This window comes from Kutzneria viridogrisea DSM 43870, from assembly GCF_000525635.1.
GTDB lineage: Bacteria > Actinomycetota > Actinomycetes > Mycobacteriales > Pseudonocardiaceae > Kutzneria > Kutzneria viridogrisea.
In genome coordinates this window covers 1,603,601-1,623,687 of the sequence record NZ_CP007155.1, presented here as the reverse complement: position 1 = coordinate 1,623,687, position 20,087 = coordinate 1,603,601, and the positions used below count along the sequence as shown (strand labels likewise).

4 protein-coding genes are annotated in these 20,087 nt (G+C 71.9%); all 4 read right to left on the bottom strand.

Annotated features, from left to right (window positions below; translation table 11 throughout):
* Positions 1-12: 12 nt before the first annotated feature.
* Genes KALB_RS48450 through KALB_RS07310 form a run of 4 tightly spaced genes read right to left on the bottom strand, consistent with a single transcriptional unit; the run spans position 13 to position 20,087 of the window.
* Complete coding sequence (locus KALB_RS48450; RefSeq protein ID WP_025355073.1) at positions 13-16,881, bottom strand: type I polyketide synthase; 16,869 nt, start codon at positions 16,879-16,881, stop codon at positions 13-15.
* Entirely contained in the window at positions 16,878-17,333 is a 456-nt protein-coding gene (locus KALB_RS07320) for a cobalamin B12-binding domain-containing protein (protein WP_042221803.1), read from the bottom strand. The genes KALB_RS48450 and KALB_RS07320 overlap by 4 nt, the downstream gene beginning before the upstream one ends.
* On the bottom strand, positions 17,326-18,564 hold the full coding sequence (locus KALB_RS07315) for a type III PLP-dependent enzyme domain-containing protein (protein ID WP_025355071.1): 1,239 nt from the start codon (positions 18,562-18,564) through the stop codon (positions 17,326-17,328). Before KALB_RS07315 ends, KALB_RS07320 begins: the two co-directional genes overlap by 8 nt.
* Positions 18,561-20,087, bottom strand: a complete 1,527-nt coding sequence (locus KALB_RS07310; protein WP_025355070.1) for an AMP-binding protein — start codon at positions 20,085-20,087, stop codon at positions 18,561-18,563. Before KALB_RS07310 ends, KALB_RS07315 begins: the two co-directional genes overlap by 4 nt.

Here is a 20,087-nt window from a genome sequence, read left to right as displayed (position 1 = left end):
GCGGTGTCCGCACTAGTTCTGCGCCTCCAACTCGCCGTCGAGGATGCTGAACAGCTCGTCCGCGGTCGCCGACCTGAGCTGGGCGCCGTCGTCGACCGGCTGCTCGGCCCGTCCGAACGACTCGACCCACCGGGTGGTGAGCGCACGCAGCCGGGCGGCGATCCTGTCGTGCTGGGCGTCGTCGGGGGTCACCCCGGCCAGCGCGGCCTCCAGCCTGGCGAGGTCGGCGTCGAGCGAGGACATGGCCAGTTCCTCCTCGTCGACGAGCTCGGCGAGCAGGTGGCGAGCCACGGCGGCCGGTGACGGGTAGTCGAACACCAGGGTGGCGGGCAGCCGGACCCCGGCCATGCCGCTGAGCCGGTTGCGCAGTTCCAGCGCGGACAGCGAGTCGAAGCCGAGTTCGGCGAACTCGCGGTTCGGCTCGATCGCGGCGGCACCCTCGTGCCGGAGCACGGTCGCGATGTGACCGCGCACCAGGTCCAGCACGAGCCGTTCCCGCTCGGGTGCCGACAACGCGGTCAGCCGCTCGGCGAGGGACAGTTCGGTGTCCTGCTCGATGACCTGCACGGCCCGTCGCGCGGGCGGCCGGACGAGTCCGCGCAGGATCGCGGGCACCTCGCCCTCGCGCAGCACGGTGGTGTCGAGCTGGATCGGCAGCAGCACGGGATCAGCCCCACCCAGCGCGAGGTCGAACAGCCTCAGGCCATGCTCGGTGGACAGCGGCTGGACGCCAGCGCTGGTCATGCGCTGCACGTCGGCCTCGGTGAGCTGGCCGGTCATCGTGCTGCGCTCAGCCCAGAACCCCCACGCGAGCGAGGTCGCGGCGAGCCCCTGGGCCCTGCGGTGTGCGGCCAGCGCGTCGAGGAAGACGTTGGCCGCGGCGTAGTTGCCCTGGCCAGCACCGCCGAAGGTGCCTGCCGCCGAGGAGAACAGCACGAAGCGGGTCAGGTCCTTGGTCAGCTCGTGCAGGTTCCACGCGGCGTCGACCTTCGGCCGCAGCACCGCCTCGACCTGCTCGGGTGTCAGCGAGGCGATCGTGGCGTCGTCCAGGACGCCCGCCGTGTGCACCACCGCGCTGAGCGGGTGCTCGGCCGGGACGGCCGCGAGCACGCGTTGCAGGGCCTCGCGGTCCGCAGCGTCGCAGGCCGCGACGGTGACGTGTGCGCCCAGCTCGGTGAGCTCGTCGAACCGGCCTCCGCTGCGGCTCACCAACAGCAGGTGCCGCACGCCGCGCTCCACCAGGTGCCGGGCGAAGTGCCTGCCCAGCGTGCCGGTGGCCCCGGTGATCAGCACCGTGGACTGCGCGTCCCAGTCGTCGGCAGGCGCACGGCCCTGCGCCCAGGCCAACCTGGGCGCCAGCAGCGCATCACCGCGGATCGCCACCTGCGGCTCACCGCTGGCCAGCACGGCGGACAGCTGCTGCGAGGTCGGCGACTCGGCGTCGACCAGCACGAAGCGGTCCGGGTTCTCCTCCTGCGCGGCGCGGATCAGACCCCACACCGCGGCGCTGGCCAGATCCGACACGTCCTCGTCTTCAGTGGCGCACACCGCCCCGTTGGTTAGGACCAGCAACGTGGCGGTGGCGAATCGTTCGTCGGACAGAACGGTCTGCACGGAGGTCAGCACGCGGTTGGTGGCGGCGTGGGCTGCTGCGGGCACGTCGGAGGAGTCGGCGCGGACGGGTAGCACCACGACATCGGCACCGGCAGCCGCGTCGAGGTCGGGCACCGACTCACCGACGGTCGCCCAGGTCCCGGTCGGTTCGGTCGCCGACCCGGTGATCGGCGTCCACTCGACCCGCAGCAGCGAGTCGGCGCCCGTGGTCCGGGCCGAACCGAGTTGGGCGTCGGAGACCACGCGGACCGCCAGCGAGGACACGGTGGCCACGGGGGCACCGGTCAGATCGGCGGCATCGACACTGATGTTGCCGGACTCGTCGCGCAGCAGTCGCACACGCAGCGCGGAGGCGCCGGCGGCGTGCAGCGTGACCCCGTTCCAGGCGAACGGCAGCACGGTGCGGGTCTCGTCCTCGAACAAGGTGTCGGCGTGCAGCGCGGCGTCGAGCAGCGCGGGGTGCAGCCCGAACTGGGCTGCTTCGGCGGTGGCGGGCAGCGTGACCTCGGCGAACACCTCGGCGCCGCGCCGCCACACGGTGCGCAGGCCCTGGAAAGCGGGGCCGTACCCGTAGCCGCGCTCGGCCAGCTGCCGGTACGGCTCGTCCACGGTGATCAGGCTGGCGCCTTCCGGTGGCCACACGGTCAGGTCGTGCGCGTCGACCTGGACGGCCGGTGCCAGCAAGCCGGTGGCGTGCCGGGTCCACGACTCGTCCACGGCGCTGGAGTACACGTTCAGCGCACGTCGCCCCTCGGGATCGGGCGCGCTGAGCGAGACCTGCACCCCGATGGCGCCCTGCTCGGGCAGCACGAGTGGCGCCTCAAGGGTCAGTTCCTCGACACGGCCGCAGCCGACCTGGTCGCCCGCGCGGATCGCCAGCTCGACGAAGCCGGTGCCGGGGAAGACGGCCACACCGTTGACGGCGTGGTCAGCCAGCCACGGGTGGGAGTGCAGCGACAGCCGTCCGGTCAGCACGACCCCGTCGGACTCGGGCAGCGGTACGACGGCACCGAGCAGCGGGTGTTCGGCGGCGACCTGGCCGAATCCGCTGGCATCGGCCACAGTTGTGCCGCTGTCCAGCCAGTAGCGCTTGCGCTGGAAGGCATACGTCGGCAGGTCGACCCGCCTGGCGTTGGGCAGCAGGGCCGACCAGTCGACGGCGATTCCGCGCACGTGCAGTTCGGCCAGGGACAGGCACAGGCGGTGCGGGCCGCCCTCCTCGCGGCGGAGCGTGCCGGTGACGACCGCGTCCCGCCCGAGCACGTCCAGGGTCTCCTGGATGCCGATGGTCAGCACCGGGTGCGGCGAGGACTCGACGAAGCCACCGAAGCCCTCACCGGCCAGAGTCCGCACCGCCTCGTCGAACTGGACGGTGCGGCGAAGGTTCTCGTACCAGTACTCGGCGTCCAGGGCCACGCTGTCGACCCACTGGCTGGTCACCGTGGAGTAGAACGGGACCTGGCCGGTACGCGGCGTGATGGCACCGAGGTCGGTGCGCAGCCGGTCGCGGATCGTCTCGACCTGGGCCGAGTGCGAGGCGTAGTCCACGGCGATCTTCTTGACGCGGACGCCCTCGGCACCGAACTGGCTCATCAGCTGGTCGAGCGCCTCCGGTGTGCCGGAGACGACGACCGAGTTCGCTCCGTTGACGGCCGCGAGCGAGAGCTGACCGCCCCACTCGTCCAGGCGTCCGGCGACCTCCTCGGCGGGCAGCGCGACCGACACCATGCCGCCGCGACCGGCCAGCGCCTCGCCGATGGCCTTGCTGCGCAGGGCGACCACCCGAGCAGCATCCTCAATGGACAGTGCACCGGCAACGCAGGCCGCCGCGATCTCACCCTGGGAGTGGCCGATCACCGCGGCCGGTCGCACGCCCAGCGACTGCCAGACAGCGGCGAGCGACACCATCACCGCCCACAGTGCGGGTTGCACCACGTCGACCCGTTCGAAGGGTGGCGTACCCTCGGCGCCGCGGATCACGTCGAGCAGATTCCAGTCCACAAAGGACGAGAGCGCGGCGGAGCACTCGGCGAGGCGCTCGGCGAACACCGGTGACTGCTCCAGCAGTTCGGCCGCCATGCCGACCCACTGCGAGCCCTGACCCGGGAACACGAAGACCAGCCGGGAGCCACCGGAGGCCTTGCCCTGCACGAGATCAGTGGAGGACTCCCAGCCTTCCAGTGCGGCCAACCCGGCGAGCACCGACTCGTGGTCCCCACCAACGACCACGGCGCGGTGCTCCAGCGCGGCACGCGTGGTGCCCAGCGAGAAGCAGACATCGGCCAGGTTGACGGTGGGCTCGGCACGGAGGAAGTCCGCCAGGCGGGCGGCCTGTGCTCGCAGTGCGGTCTCAGTCCTGCCGGACAGCACGAGCGGAACAGAACTGTGCACAGTGGACTGCACTTCGGTGGCCACCGGGTCCGGCGCCTGCTCGATGATCAGGTGCGCGTTGGTGCCACTGATGCCGAAGGAGGACACGCCCGCACGACGCGGGTGACCGTTGACCTCCCAGGGCCGCGCCTCGGTGAGCAGTTCGATCGCGCCCGCCGACCAGTCGACCTTAGTGGAAGGCGTGTCCACGTGCAGGGTCTTCGGCAGGGTCGCGTGCCGCATGGCCATCACCATCTTGATCACACCTGCGGCACCGGCCGCGCCCTGGGTGTGACCGATGTTGGACTTGACCGAGCCCAGCCACAACGGGCGGGTGCGGTCCTGGCCGTAGGTGGCCAACAACGCCTGTGCCTCAATGGGATCGCCCAGGGTCGTGCCCGTGCCGTGTGCCTCGACCACGTCGACCTCGGCCGCGGACAGCCCGGCGTTGGCCAGGGCCTGGCTGAGCACTCGTTGCTGGGAAGGACCGTTCGGGGCCGTGAGCCCGTTGGACGCGCCGTCCTGGTTGATCGCCGAGCCCTTGATCACCGCCAGCACCGGGTGCCCGTTGCGGCGGGCGTCGGACAGCCGCTCCAGCAGCAGCATGCCCACGCCCTCGGCGAAGCCCGTGCCGTCGGCGGCCTCCGCGAAGGCCTTGCAGCGGCCGTCCGGGGAAAGCCCGCGCTGACGGCTGAAGTCCACCAGCAGGTCGGGCGTGGACATCACGGTGACGCCGCCGGTCAGGGCGAGCGAGCACTCACCCTGCCGCAGGGACTGCGCGGCCATGTGCATGGCCACCAGTGAGGCGGAGCATGCGGTGTCGATCGTGAGCGCGGGACCTTCCAGGCCGAGCACGTAGGCGATGCGCCCGGAGGCGATGCTGCCCATGTTGCCGTTGGTGAGGTAGCCCTCGACGTCCTCGGGCACCTGGGTCAGACGGCTGGCGTAGTCGGTCTGCAACACGCCCGCGAACACGCCGGTCCGGCTGCCCCGCAACGAACTGGGGTCGATGCCCGCGCGCTCGAACACCTCCCAGGAGGTCTCCAGCAGCAGCCGCTGCTGCGGGTCCATGGCCAACGCCTCGCGCGGGGAGATGCCGAAGAACTCGGCGTCGAAATCGGTGGCCTCGTGCAGGAACCCGGAGTGCCTGGTGTAGGTCTTGCCGAACTTGCCTGGCTCCGGGTCGTACACCCCGTCCACGTCCCAGCCGCGGTTGGTGGGCATCGCGGTCACCGCGTCGGTGCCGGAGGCGACCACCTCCCACAGCTGTTCGGGTGAGCTGACCCCGCCGGGGAAGCGGCAGCTCATCGACACGATGACGATCGGGTCTTCGTCCACATCGGACTTGACTGCCACGGCGGCGCTGACCGGTGACTCGGCGCCGAGGAGCCGGTCGCCGATGTGCTCGGCGAGGGCCGCGGGCGTCGGGTAGTCGAAGACCAGCGTGGCGGGCAGTCGCAGGCTGGTGGCGGAGTTGAGCCGGTTGCGCAGTTCCACGGAGGCCAGCGAGTCGAAGCCGAGCTCACGGAACGCCCGGCGCGGATCGATGGCGGCGGCCTGTTCGTGGCCCAGCACCGTGGCCACGTGCGTCCCCACCAGGTCCAGCAGCAGCTGTACCCGCTCGGGCTCGCCGAGCGCGGCAAGTCGTTGTGCCAGCGTGGATCCGCCAGTGGTGAGCGAGGCGTCGACCACGCGGCGCGAACGCGTGCGCACCAGGCCGCGCAGCACCGAGGGCAGCGCCGACCTGGATCGCAAGGCGGTGGTGTTGAGCCGGATCGGCACCAGCAGCGGCTCGTCGCTGCTCAGCGCGGCGTCGAACAGGTCAAGGCCCTGCTCGGGTGTGATGCCCAGGATGCCGGACCGTTCGAGGCGTGCCAGGTCGGCGTCGGTGAGCTGCCCGGACATGCCGCCGACCTGGTTCCACAGGCCCCAGGCCAGGGACACACCCGGCAGGCCGTTCGCGCGGCGGTGCTGGGCGAGCGCGTCCAGGAACGTGTTGGCAGCGGCGTAGTTGCCCTGGCCCGCACCGTCCACGACACCGGCCGAGGAGGAGAACAGCACGAACAGGGCCAGGTCGAGGTCCTTGGTCAGCTCGTGCAGGTGCCAGGCGGCGTCCACCTTGGGCCGCAGCACGGAGTCGAGCTGCTCGGCGGTGATCGCGCCGATCGTGCTGTCCGCCAGGGTTCCCGCGGTGTGCACGACTCCGACGAGCGGGTGCTCGGCGGGAACATCAGCCAGAACAGCTTGCAGTGCGGCACGATCGGCGACATCGCACGCGACGACCGTTGCCGTGGCGCCCAACTCGGACAGTTCGGCGCACAGCTCGGCCGCACCCGGCGCGTCCGAGCCGCGGCGGCTGGTCAGCACGAGGTGCCGAACCCCGTACTGCGCAACGAGGTGGCGGGCCACCAGCGCGCCGAGTGAGCCGGTTCCGCCCGTGATCAGCACGGTGCCGTCGAGTTCAGCCGTGGGCGTCTCGGCAAGCGCGGTGCGGGTGAGCCGCGGCGCGAACACCTCGCCACCGCGGACGGCCAGTTGAGGTTCGCCGGACTCGATGGCGGCCAGCACCGCCTGCTCGGGGAGTCCGTGCTCGTCGACGTCCAGCAGAGTGATGCGGTCCGGCTCCTCCGCCTGGGCCGCGCGCAGCAGGCCCCACACCGCAGCCGCCGGAAGGTCGGTGACCGCCTCTCCGCGCGCGGACATCGCGCCCTTGGTAAGCACGACAAGCCGTTCCGACTCGCCTGCCAACCAGTTCTGCACCAGCGACAGCGCGCGCTGGGTCGCCGCGTGCGTGTCGGCCGCCAGATCGCCGGTCGGCTCGGTGATCATCGGTACGACCACCGCGCCAGGGAGGTCCAGCTCGGTGCTGGTGCAGGCACCGGCGGCCACCGGGATCCAGTCCACTCGGAACAGTGCGTCGCTGGCAATGGACGTGGTCTTGGCCGACATGGCCCGCACCAGCAGGGATTCGACGGAGGCCACGGGTGCACCGGCCGCGTCGGCGACCTGGATGGTGACCGCGTCCGTACCGGCCGATGCCATGCGCACCCGGAGCGCGGCGGCCCCGGCGGCCAGCAAGGACACGCCGCGCCACGCGAAGGGCAGCGTGATCTCCTCGTCCTTGGCGGGTTCGAGGAACTCGCCGAAGTTCATCGCGTGCAGGGTCGCGTCGAGCAGCGCCGGGTGCATCGCGTACTTGTCGGCCTCGCTGCCCTCCGGCAACGCGACCTCGGCGAACACCTCGTCGCCACGCCGCCACACTGCGCGCAAGCCCTGGAAGACAGGCCCGTAGCCATAGCCCTGTTCGGCCAGTTCCCGGTAGGTGTCACCGATCTCGACAGGTGTGGCGCCAGCGGGTGGCCAGGTGGTGAGGTCGAACGCCTGCGCGGTGTCTGCCTCGGCCAGGAAGCCGGTGGCGTGTCTGGTCCACGTGCCCTCACCGCCGGAGTACACGCTGAACTGGCGATCTTCGGTCACGACCACCTGCACGGCGACGCCGCCGCGCGCGGGCACGACCAGCGGGGCACCGATCGTCAGTTCCTCGACCACACCGCAACCGATCTGGTCACCGGCCTGGACTGCCAGTTCCACGAAACCGGTACCGGGGAACAGGATGCTGCCACGCACCTCGTGGTCGGCGAGCCAAGTCTGGGTCTGCGCGGACAGGCGGCCGGTGAGCACCACGCCGCCACTGTCCGGTGTGGACACAGCAGCACCCAGCAGCGGGTGGTTGATCGCGACCTGACCCACCGCGGACACGTCACCGTGCGCCGCGGTCGCGTTGATCCAGTAGCGCCGGTGCTGGAACGCGTAGGTCGGCAGATCGACCCGGCGCGCACCCCTCCCGGCGAAGAACGCCGCCCAGTCCACGTGCACGCCGTGGCTGAAGGCCTTGGCCAGGCCGGAAACCAGCTCGTGCTCCTGGGGGCGGTCCTTGCGCTGCAAGGCGATGCACGCGGCGAGTTCGGACTCGACGCAGTCCTGGGCCATGCCGGTCAGCACACCGTCCGGGCCGATCTCCACGAACCGCGTCACGCCATGTGCTTCCAGGGCGCGGATCTCGTCGTGGAACCGGACTGCCTCGCGCACGTGACGCACCCAGTACTCGGGCGAGTCGACCTGTCCCATCATCGGGATGCTCGGCGCGGCGAAGCTCAGCCCCTCGGCGACCCGCGCGAACTCCGCGAGCATCGGTTCCATCAGCGGGGAGTGGAAGGCATGCGACACCCGCAGCCGACTGGTCCTGCGGCCCATCGCCTCGAACTCGGCGCGGATCGCGAGCACACCGGCCTCGTCCCCGGAGATCACCACGGAGGACGGCCCGTTCACCGCGGCGATGCCCACCCCGTCACGGCTGGGGATCTCGTGCTCGCCCGCCTGCACGGCGACCATCGCGCCGCCGGTCGGCAGGGCCTGCATCAGTCGGCCGCGCGCGCTCACCAGGGTGCAGGCGTCGGTCAGTGAGAGCACTCCGGCGACGTGAGCCGCCGCGAGTTCACCGACCGAGTGCCCAGCGACGAAGTCCGGTGTGACGCCCCAGGACTCCAGCAGCCGGTACAGGGCGACCTCGTGCGCGAACAGCGCGGGCTGCGCGTAGCCGGTCTGGTTCAGCAACTGTTCGTCGTCGACCCGCAGCGCGTCACCGAGATGAGCCGCGACGGCGTCCCAGGCCTGCGCGAACACCGGGAACGCCTCGTACAGCTCGTGGCCCATGCCGACACGCTGTGCGCCCTGGCCGGTGAACAGGAAAGCGACGGCGCCAGACTCGGCAGCAGCGCCCTGCGCATCTGCGAGACCGCGCAACAGCTCCGCACGATCCGTACCGGCAACTGCCGCACGGTGAGGCAGCGCGGCACGGGTAGTCGCGAGGGAGTACGCCACGTCGAGCGGGTCAGCGTCCACATCAGACATTCGCGCCACCTGGGCGGCCAACGCCTCGGGGGTCCTGCCGGACACGATCCACGGCACTACACGGGGTTCGAGCTCACGTGCGGACGGCTCGAGGACCGGTACCTGTTCGAGGATCACGTGGGCGTTGGTGCCGCTGATGCCGAACGAGGACACGGCCGCACGGCGCGGGCGATCCAGCTCGGGCCAGGGCTGCTCCTCTGCGAGCAGCCGCACATTGCCCGCCGACCACTCGACCTGGTGCGAGGGCTCGTCCACGTGCAGGGTCCTGGGCAGCACGCCGTTGCGCATCGCCATGACGGCCTTGATGATCCCGGCGACCCCGGCGGCGGCCTGGGTGTGGCCCATGTTCGACTTGATCGACCCCAGCCACAGCGGCAGGTCGCGGTCCTGGCCGTAGGTGGCCAGCAGTGCCTGCACCTCGATCGGATCACCCAGTGTGGTGCCGGTGCCGTGTCCCTCGACCAGGTCCACTTCGGACGGATGCAGTCCGGCGGAGGCCAGCGCCTGGGCGATGACCCGCTGCTGGGAAGGTCCGTTCGGCGCGGTCAGGCCGTTGGAGGCGCCGTCCTGGTTGACCGCGCTGCCCCGCACGACGGCCAGCACCTCGTGCCCGTTGCGCCGCGCGTCGGACAGCCGCTCCACCAGCAGCAGGCCCACGCCCTCCGACCAGCCCGTGCCGTCGGCGGCCTCCGCGAAGGACTTGCACCGCCCGTCGGCGGCCATGCCCCGTTGGCGCGAGAAGTCCACGAATGTGTCCGGTGTGGACATCACGGTGACGCCACCGGCCAGTGCGAGCGAGCACTCCCCCGACCGCAGCGCCTGGATCGCCCAGTGCAGTGCGACCAGCGAGGAGGAACAAGCCGTATCGACCGTGACCGCGGGGCCTTCCAGGCCCAGCGCGTAGGCGATGCGCCCGGACACGACGCTGGCGAGGCTGCCGTTGCCGAGGTACCCGGCGAGGTCCTCGGCGACCTCACCGAGGCGGGTGGCCCAGTCGTGGTACATGACCCCGGCGAACACGCCAGTTCGGCTGCCGCGCAAGGAGATCGGGTCGATGCCCGCGCGTTCGACGACCTCCCAGGCGGTTTCCAACAGGAGCCGCTGCTGGGGGTCCATGGCGGTCGCCTCACGCGGGCTGATGCCGAAGAAGTCCGGGTCGAAGTCCCCCGCCTGGTGGAGGAATCCGCCCTCGCGGGCGTAGGTCTTGCCGGGCATGCCGGGCACCGGGTCGTACAGATCCGCCACGTCCCAGCCGCGGTCGACGGGGAAGTCCGAGACCACGTCCACGCCCTCGGCCACGACCCGCCACAGGTCCTCGGGCGAACCGATGCCGCCGGGGTAGCGGCACGCGATGCCCACGATGGCGATCGGTTCCTCGCTGGCGGCGACGAGGTCGGTCCGCGCGGGCTGACGGCGCTCGGCACCGAACAGGGCCTCGGCGATGTGCCCGGTCAGCGCGGTGGAGGTTGGGTAGTCGAAGGTCAGGGTCGCGGGCAGCCGCAGTCCGGTCGCGGTGTTGAGCCGGTTGCGCAGCTCCACCGCGGCAAGCGAGTCGAAGCCCAGCTCGGTGAACGCCCGGCCGGGGTCGATCGCGGCGGCGCTGTCGTGGCCGAGCACCTCGGCGACCTTGCCGCGGATCAGCTCGAGCAGCGTCCGATCCCGTTCCGCGGGCGGCAACTGGGCCAGCCGGTGCGCGAAGGTCACCTCGCCCGCGCCCGAAGCCGTGCGCCGCGACGGGGTGCGGACGAGCCCGCGCAGGATCGCGGGCACGCCGTCGGCGCGGGCCAGCAGGGCGCGGGTATCCACGCGGGTTGGCAGCGTGACGGGTGCGCCGGAGCGGACCGCCAGGTCGAACAGCGCGAGGCTTTCCGCGGCGGTCAACGGGTCCAGGCCGAGGCGGGAGATTCGTTGCAGGGTAAGGGAGTCGAGGTTGGCGCCCATGCCCGCGTTGTCGGCCCACAGGCCCCAGGCCAGCGAGGTGGCGGGCAAGCCCTCGGCGTGCCGGTGCTCGGCGAGCGCGTTCAGGAAGACGTTGGCGGCGGCGTAGTTGCCCTGCCCTGCGCCGTCAACGAACCCGGCCGCCGAAGAGAACAGCACGAAGGCAGTCAGGTCCAGCTCGCGGGTCAGCTCGTGCAGGTACCAGGCGGCGTCGGCCTTGGGCCGCAGCACGGTGTCGACCCGTTCCGGGGTGAGCGAGCCGATCAGCCCGTCGTCCAGGACACCGGCGGCGTGCACCACAGCGGTCACGGGGTGTGCGGCGAGCAGGTCGGCCAGCGCGCCGCGGTCTGCCACGTCGCAGGCGAGCACCGTGACGGTCGCGTCCAGTTCGGCGCACAGCTCGGCCGCACCGGGCGCGTCCATGCCGCGGCGGCTGGTCAGCACGAGCTGCCGAACCCCGTACTGCGCAACGAGGTGACGGGCCACCAGGCCGCCGAGGCCGCCCGTGCCGCCGGTGATCAACACCGTGCTGTCCGGGCCGAAGGGCTCGCCGTCCTGTGTGGACTGATCGACCGGCGCGAGGCGCGGTACGAGGACTTGGCCTGCGCGCAGGGCGAGTTCGGGCTCGCCACTGGCGATGGCCGCGGGCAGCAGGGCCTCCGATGCGGGGTCCTCGTCCAGTTCGACCAACACGAACCGGCCCGGCTGCTCGGCCTGCGCGGAGCGGACCAGGCCCCAGACCGGGGCACTGGACAGGTTGTCGCGGGTGATCAGGACAGTTGGCGCCGAGCCCTGGACCTGCTCCAGCGCCTGGCCCACGGCCTGCCGCACCGCCTCGGGCACGTCCTGGGCATCCGACGAGATCCGCACGAGTTGCACGTCAGCGGGCAGCTCGGCGGGCTGCGGGGTGATGGGCTGCCAGCGGACCTCGTACAGGGAGCCGCCGCGCTCGGTGACACGCAGTTGCTCGGGGCTGACGGCGCGCACCACGAAGGACTCCACCGAGGCGACCGGCGCCCCGCTCGGGTCCGCGAGTTCCAGGGACACCGCCTCCGGCCCGGTCGCGGTGATCCGCACGCGGAGCGCGGCGGCGCCGGTGGAGTGCACCGACACACCGGTCCAGGCGAAGGGCAGCCGGATCTCGGGGCCGGGCGGCACCTCGGCGGCGAAGTCGGTGGCGTGCAGCACGGCGTCGAGCAGGGCGGGGTGCAGTGCGAAGGCGCCGGGCTTCTCCTGCTCGGGCAGGGCCACCTCGGCGAAGACCTCCGCCCCGCGCCGCCACACGGCGCGCAGCCCGCGGAAGACCGGCCCGTAGCCGTAGCCCTGCCCGGCCATGTCCTCGTACAGCGCAGAGATGTCGATGGCCCGCGAGCCCTGCGGGGGCCACACCGTCAGGTCAAATGAGACTGCGGTCTCAGTTCGCCCGAGCAGGCCGGTCGCATGACGGACCCATCGGCCGTCGCCCCCGCCGGAGTAGAGGTCGACCGTGCGGCGGCCGGACTGCTCGCCACCGACCACGACCTGGAGCGCGACGCTGCCCTCGGACGGCAGCACGAGCGGGCTCTCCAGGGTCAGTTCCTCGACCAGGTCGCAGCCCACGTGGTCACCGGCCTGCACGGCCAGTTCCACGAAGGCCGTGCCGGGGAACAGGACCGAGCCGGACAGCACGTGGTCGGCCAGCCACGGGTGGGACCGCAGGGACACGCGTCCCGTCAGGACCACCCCGTCCCCGGCGGCCAGGCCGAGGACCGCGCCCAGCAGCGGGTGGTCCGCGGCGACCTGGCCGAAGCCAGCGGCGTCCACCGTGGACGAACCGGCGGGCAGCCAGTAACGACGGCGCTGGAACGGGTAGGTGGGCAACTCGACACGCCGCGCCCCGGTACCGGCGAAGTACCCGGCCCAGTCCACGCGCCCGGTGCGGACGTGCACCTGGGCGAGGGCGGCAACGGCCTCACGGGCTTCCGCGTGGTCACGGCGCAGTGCGGGCACGAAGGCGACATCGGCCTCGTCGGCGACGGACTCCGGGCCCATGGCCGAGAGCACGGCGTCCGGTCCCAGCTCCAGGAAGGTGGTCACGCCCTGGTCGACCAGCTCGCTCACCCGGTCCCCGAACCGGACCGCGTCGCGCACGTGCGCGACCCAGTACTCCGGGGAGGTCACGTCCCCGCTGCTGGCGATGGGGATCGTGGGCGGCGAGTAGGTCAGCACCCGGGCGATGCGCAGGAACTCCGCCAGCATCGGCTCCATCAGCGCGGAGTGGAACGCGTGCGAGGTACGCAGGCGCCTACTCTTGCCGAACTGGCTCGCGACGGCCAGCACGGACTCCTCGATCCCGGACAGCACAACGGAGTTCGGGCCGTTGACCGCGGCGATGCTCACCCCGTCGGTGAGCAGCGGCAGCACTTCCTGTTCGGTCGCGCGCACCGCGACCATGGCGCCACCGGTGGGCAGCGCCTGCATGAGACGGCCACGGGCGCAGACCAGCAGGGCCGCGTCCGCCAGCGTGAGCACCCCAGCGACGTGCGCCGCGGCCAACTCGCCGATCGAGTGCCCGGCCAGGTGGTCGGGGCGGATCCCCCACGAGCTGACGAGCCGGTACAGGGCCACCTCGACCGCGAACAGCGCGGGCTGGGCGTAACCGGTCTGGTCGAGCAGGTCCGCGTCCTCGCCGAAGAGCACGTCCAGCAGCGGACGGTCCAGGTGCAGGTCGAGGTAGCCGCAGGCCTCGACCAGGGCGTCGGCGAACACCGGGAAGGCCTCGCACAGCTCGCGTCCCATCGCCAGCCGCTGGCTGCCCTGACCGGTGAACAACACCGCCAGGCCGCCCGGCACGGCGGTGCCCGAGGCCCGGGTACCCTCGGCGAGGGCGCGCAGCTCGCGCACCACCTCGTCGCGGTCACCGCCCAGCAGCACCGCGCGACGCTCCAATGTGGACCGTGAAGTCGCCAGCGAGTAGGTGAAGTCGGTGACCTCCTCGCGCGGCAGGGCCTCGGCCAGTTGGCGGGCCTGCGCGCGCAATGCCTCCTCGGTGCGGGCCGACAGCACGACGGGCAGCACGGCCGGCGCTACGGCCTGTCCGTCCTGTTCGGACTGTGGAGCCTGCTCCACGATGACGTGCGCATTGGTCCCACTGACCCCGAACGAGGAGACTCCGGCCCGGCGCACGCCCTCCGGCCAGGGCCCGGTCTCGGTGGCCAGTTCCACCGCGCCCACCGACCAGTCCACGTGCGGGGTCGGCGCGTCCACGTGCAGGGTGCGCGGCAGAACTCCCCGCCGCATAGCCATGATCACCTTCAACACGCCCGCGACACCGGCGGCGGCCTGGGTGTGCCCGATGTTGGACTTGACCGAACCCAGCAGCAGCGGCTGCTCCCGGTCCCGGCCGTAGGTGGCCAGCAGGGCCTGGGCCTCGATCGGGTCGCCGAGCCGGGTCCCGGTGCCGTGCGCCTCCACGACCTGCACCTGCTGGGCGGTCAGCCCCGCGTTGGCCAGCGCCTGCCGGATCACCCGCTGCTGGGACGGCCCGTTCGGGGCGGTCAGCCCGTTGGACGCGCCGTCCTGGTTGATCGCCGAGCCGCGCAGCAGCGCCAGCACGGTGTGCCCGTTGCGCTGCGCGTCCGACAGCCGCTCCAGCACGAAAACGCCCGCGCCCTCGGCGAACCCGGTTCCGTCGGCCGCCGAGGCGAACGCCTTGCACCGGCCGTCGGCGGCCAGCCCGCGCTGGCGGCTGAACGAGGTGAACACCCCGGGACTGCCCATGATCGCCACGCCACCGGCGAGCGCGAGCGAGCACTCGCCCTGCCGCAGGGACTGCACGGCCAGGTGCAACGCCACCAGCGAACCGGAGCAGGCCGTGTCCACGGTCAGCGTCGGGCCCTCCAGCCCCAGTGTGTAGGCGACCCGGCCGGACACCACGCTCGGCGCGTTGCCGGTGAGCAGGTAGCCGTCCAGGCCCTCCGGCGCCTCGTGCAGGCGCGGGCCGTACTCCTGGGGTTCGGCGCCGATGAACACCCCGGACTGGCTGCCGCGCAACGTGGCCGGGTCGATGCCCGCGCGTTCCAGTGCCTCCCAGGCGGTTTCCAGCACCACGCGCTGCTGGGGGTCCATGGCCACGGCCTCGCGCGGGGAGATCCCGAAGAACTCCGCGTCGAACTCCCCCGCCTCGGCGAGGAATCCACCCTCGCGGGCGTAGGTCTTGCCCGGCTGCCCGGGGTCCGGGTCGAACAGCGAGTCCAGGTCCCAGCCGCGGTCGTCCGGGAACGGCGAGATCACGTGCCGCTCCTCGACGAGCAGCTGCCAGAACCGCTCGGGGGAGTCGGCCCCGCCCGGGTAGCGGCAGCCGATGCCGACCACGGCGATCGGGTCGTCCGAGGGCGCGAGCGCGGCGGTCACCGGCGCGACCTCCTCGGACAGCCCGAGCAGTTCCGCGCGCAGGTAGCGGGCCAGCGCGGTGGCGGTCGGGTGGTCGAAGGCCACGGTCACCGGCAGGTCCAGCCCGGTCTCCGCGACCAACCTCGCGCGGAGCTCCACAGTGGACAGTGAGTCGAACCCGGCGTCGCGCAGCGCCCGGTCGGGGTCGAGCGCGGCGGGCGCGTCGGGACGGATCCCGCGCAGCACCGCGAGGGCGGCACCGGCGACCAGGTCCACCAGTGCCCGCAGCTGCTCGGGCGCCGAGAGGGTGTGCAGCCGGGCGGTCAGCTCGGCTCCGGCCACGAGGTCTTCGGACTCACTCATCGGCGCGCTCCACTGGTCCGCCAGGAGAACTGGCTGCGAGTTGGTGCTTGGCATCAGGGCTTGGGTGTCGAACTTGGTCCGCACGAAGGACAGCGACCGCAGCAGATCGCTGGAGCCCATCGGGCGGGCGGAGGTGGTGCGCACGATGCCGCCCAGTGGCATCGAGCCGAGCTCCGACCAGCGCAGCGTCCCGTCGGTGTCCAGGTAGCTGCGACTGCGGCCCATGTTGTCCGGGTGCAGGCAGAAGGGCACGTCCAGGTAACCGCGGCGGAACGCCAGGAACAGGGCGCGGCCTACGTCCTCGTCCAGGTCGAGCACCGCGTCCACGAACGCCCTCGCCTCGGCGTAGGTCTGCGTGTCCGCGTTGACCAAGTCCTTGTCCAGCAAGGGGGTTCGCTCGGCCACGGCGCCGGCGTGCTCCAGCGCGGCCACGTTCTCCGCCACCGTGGGGATGCGCAGGGACTCGGCCACGGTCTTGACGATCAGCCGTTCGCAGCCGGTGGACCTGGCCAGCTCGGCGGCCTGCCCCAGCAGCAGGTACGCGCCCTCCGGCGTGGTCGGGTAGACGCCCATGTGCGCGTAGACCACCACGTGCCAGCGCACCCCGGGCAGCAGTTCCGCGCACAGCCTGCGCAGCGCGAACACGCCCTCGCTGTCCTGGGCCAGGTTGGAACCCTGTGCGTAGCTGGCCGAGACGCAGCGCATCCCGTGCTGGTGGAAGAACAACGCCTCCAGGGCGCTGATCGCGACGAGCTGGCTCGGCGGGCAGAGCTGCCCCATCATGCAGCCGCCGAAGCTCTCCAGGTGCGGCTGGGCCGAGCGCAGGCTCGCGAACAGCTCGGTGGACCGCTCCCAGTTGCGTAGCGAGTCGTACAGCGGGGTCCGGCCGTAGGGCAGGCAGTAGGACACCGGCCCGCCCTCGCTGGCGGTCAGGCCCGCGCGCATCATCGCGGCGAAGATGTCCAGCGGCACAGCGGATCCGTGCCGAACCTGCACCGGGAACGCCTCGTCAGCGACCCCGTCGAGCACCGAGCGGGTGGTGGCCTCCGGGTGGCTGACGATCGGGTAGCCGTTGAGCCCGATCCCCTGGCGCAGCGCGGTCTCCACCGCGTGCAGCTCGCCGACCCTGGTGTAGCTGTCCAGGGTGATCGTGCCGACCGTGGTGGCCCGCGCGTCCTTGGTGGACAGCAGCCCGGCGCGCATCGCGGCCGGGTCGGACATGCCCATCCTCGGCTGCACCACCAACCGCCCGGACTGGGCGGCCCGGCGCACGAACTCGCCGAACCCCCCGGTGACCAGCTCGGCTGCGGTCAAGACGACACCCGCGCGGGCAGCGACCCGACGAAGCTGCGGAACAGCGCAAGCCCCTCGGCCCCGTCCTCGAAGACCGCGTCGAACCCCGCCTGGATCAGCGCGTCCACGTGCGCGGTGTTGCCCGGTCCCGCGATGCCCAGCTTGCCGCCGATCACCATCGGGGTGGTGGCCAACTCGGGGCGCTCGCGCAGCTTGCGCACCACGCGCGCCCCGTCCTGGTAGCCGTGCCCGTTGACACTGCTGATGACCAGCATGTGCGGTCTGCGGTCCAGGCACTCGCTGACCAGCAGTTCGTCGGGCACGCAGGGGCCGAGGTTGACCACCTCGCAGCCCAGCTCCTCCACCAGCAGCTGGAGGAAGACCAGGTTCCAGGTGTGCGAGTCGGAGGCCACGCTGCTGATCAGCACGGTGCGGCCCCGGCTGGCCACCGGCCAGTCCGCGGGCTCACTCATCGCGTTGCCCATAGGTCCGGACGTGCTCGATGCGCGAGACCGACACCACCTCGCCGCCGCGCACGACCACCTCGGCCGGGGCCGGCCTGCCCAGGAACATCAGCAGGCTGGCGGTGGGCCCGTAAGCCCCAGTGTTGGGGATCGTCACCAGGTCACCGGAGGCCAGGTCGGGCAGGGCGATGTTGCGCCCGAGCACGTCGCCGGGGGTGCACAGCGGGCCGACCAGGCTGGCGGTCTGCGCCGCGGCGGCACCGTCCGCGTCCGGTTCCACGGCGACGGGGAGCAGCCTGCCCAGCCCGGACATGCCGCCGAAGGTGTTGATGCCCGCGTCCAGGATCACGAACCGGCGGCCCCGGCTGTCCTTGACGTTGACGACCTCGCTGACCAGGTGCCCGCTGTCGCCGACCAGGTAGCGCCCGGACTCGCAGGCGAAGTGCGGGTTGCCCTCGCGCCACTCGGGGAAGTGCACGTCCAGTGTGGACTCCAGCTCCCCGCGCAGCTTGTCGTAGACCGGGCGGGCCCCGGGCGCCCCGTAGGGCGCGGCGAAGCCACCGCCGATGTCGATGAACCGCAACGGCACGTCCAGCTCCCGCCGCAGACGCGCGGCCAGCTCGATGGTGTGCTGGAACTCCCCGATCAGGCTCTGCTCGTCCTTGGCGTTGCTCAGCGGGAAGAAGTGCAGCCCCGCGATGCTCACACCCTCCACTTGGGACAGTCGCGGCATCAGCTGGGGCAGGGTCTCGCTGTCGAAGCCGAACTGGGAGGGTGTGCCGGTCATCCGGATGCTGGTGGTGGCGCTGGCCGAGGCGCTGTTGACCCGCAGCAGGCAGTCCGCCCGCACACCGTGCGCGACCGCGGCGGCACCGACGTGCTCCAGGTCGGTCGGCGACTCCACGGAGAAGGTCCGCACGCCCTTGGCGATCGCCACGGCCAGCTCGCCGTGCGTCTTGCCCGGCCCGGTGTACATCACCTCGGCGCCGAGGAAGCCCGCCACCAGCGCGGCGGACAGCTCGCCGGTGGAGGAGATCTCCACCCGGCAGGACCGACCCTCGCCCTCGCGTAGCGCGCGCAGCAGCTCGGGGTGCGGGTTGGCCTTGGCGGCGTAGAACACCGTGAAGGACTCGGGCAGCGCCTCGAACAGGTCGCGGCGGGCCGCCTCGACGCGGTCCAGGTCGTAGACGTAGAGCGGAGTTCCGTACCGCTGGGCCAGATCGGCGTAGCGCGAGCTCATCGCCGGCCTCCCTCGATCAGTGCCAGGAGCTGCTTGCGCTCGTTCTTGCCGTGCAGGGTCAGCGGAATGTCCTCGACCACGTGGCAGGCCGCGGGCACCTTGGCCGGTTCCAGGCGGGTGGCCAGTTCGCGAAGCACCGCGTGCGGCGCCAGGTCGGCATCGACGAACAGCAGCAGGTCGTGCTCCTGTCCCGGGGGCAGCGCGGCGGCCGCCCGCACGCCAGGGATGTCCATGGCAGCGGCCTCGATCTCCACTGTGGACATCCGAATTCCCTTGCGCTTGAACATGTCGTCGCGGCGTCCCTCGAAGTACAGGTAGCCGTCGGCGTCCAACCGCCCGTAGTCCCCGGTGTGCAGGCGCAGCTCGCCGGTGACCGGTTCGTAGCGGAAGTTGCGCGCGGTCTGCTCGGGCGAACGCCAGTAGCCGGGCATCACGTGCGGGCCGCTGACCACGATCTCGCCGACCTGCCCGACCGGCAGCTGCGTCCCGTCGGAGTCCAGGATCCGCACCAGGGTGCCGGGCAGCGGGCGGCCCACCGAGTCGGGGCGCTCCCCGTCCTGCTCGGGCGGCATCACCGAGATCCGCTTGCACTCGGTCTGGCCGAACTGCCGCACCACCCGCACGCCGGGGAAGGCCGCGCGCAGGCTGTCGATCGTGCTCGGCGGCAGGGCGGCCCCGGTATTGGTGAACATCCGCACGGTGGGGGCGGCCTCCTCCTCGCGGGCGGCCAGGGTGGCGATCATCGTGGCCAGCGAGGGCACGATCGGCACCACGGTGGCCCCGCTGGCACGGATCCGCTTGAGCAGCAACAGATCGGAGTCCCCGTCGGCCAGCACGATCTCAGCACCGACCGCGGTGCACATGACCACCTTGTACAGGCCGTAGTCCCAGGACATCGGGAACCGGCAGAACACCACGTCCTCGGCGCGGTAGCCCAGCTCGGAGACCAGCGCCCGGCTGGCGAAGGTGATCTGCGCGTGCGGGCACACCACGGCCTTGGGCGCCGCGGTGCTGCCCGAGGTGTAGACCAGCACCGCGATGTCCTCGGGCAGGACCTCCACCGGGACCGCGCTGCGACCGCTCATGCGCAGGCCCTGGACCTGGTTCCACACCTCGCCGAACCCGATCACCGGTACCTGGGTCAGCTCGGACACCCGCTGCACCGAGGCGTCGTCGACGACCACCAGCGCGGGATCGGCGTTGTCCAGCACCGAACTCAGGTGGAAGGACTTCATCGCCGGGTTGAGCGGCACGAAGACGGCGCCGCTGCGCACGGTGCCGTAGAACAGCGCGACGAGCTCGCGCGTGGTCGGCAGCTGCACGACCACGCGCTGGCCGGGCAGCACCCCGCGGTCGGCGAGCCAGGCGTGCACGGCACGGCTGTGGTCAGCGACCTCGGCGTAGTTCCACCGGCCGTAGCCGTCGCTGACCGCCACGGCCTGCGGTGTGCTCGCGGCCGTCCCGTCCAGCAGGGTGTGCACGAGCCCAGCCCGCCCGCCGGTGCGGCTGTCCAACGCGGTCAT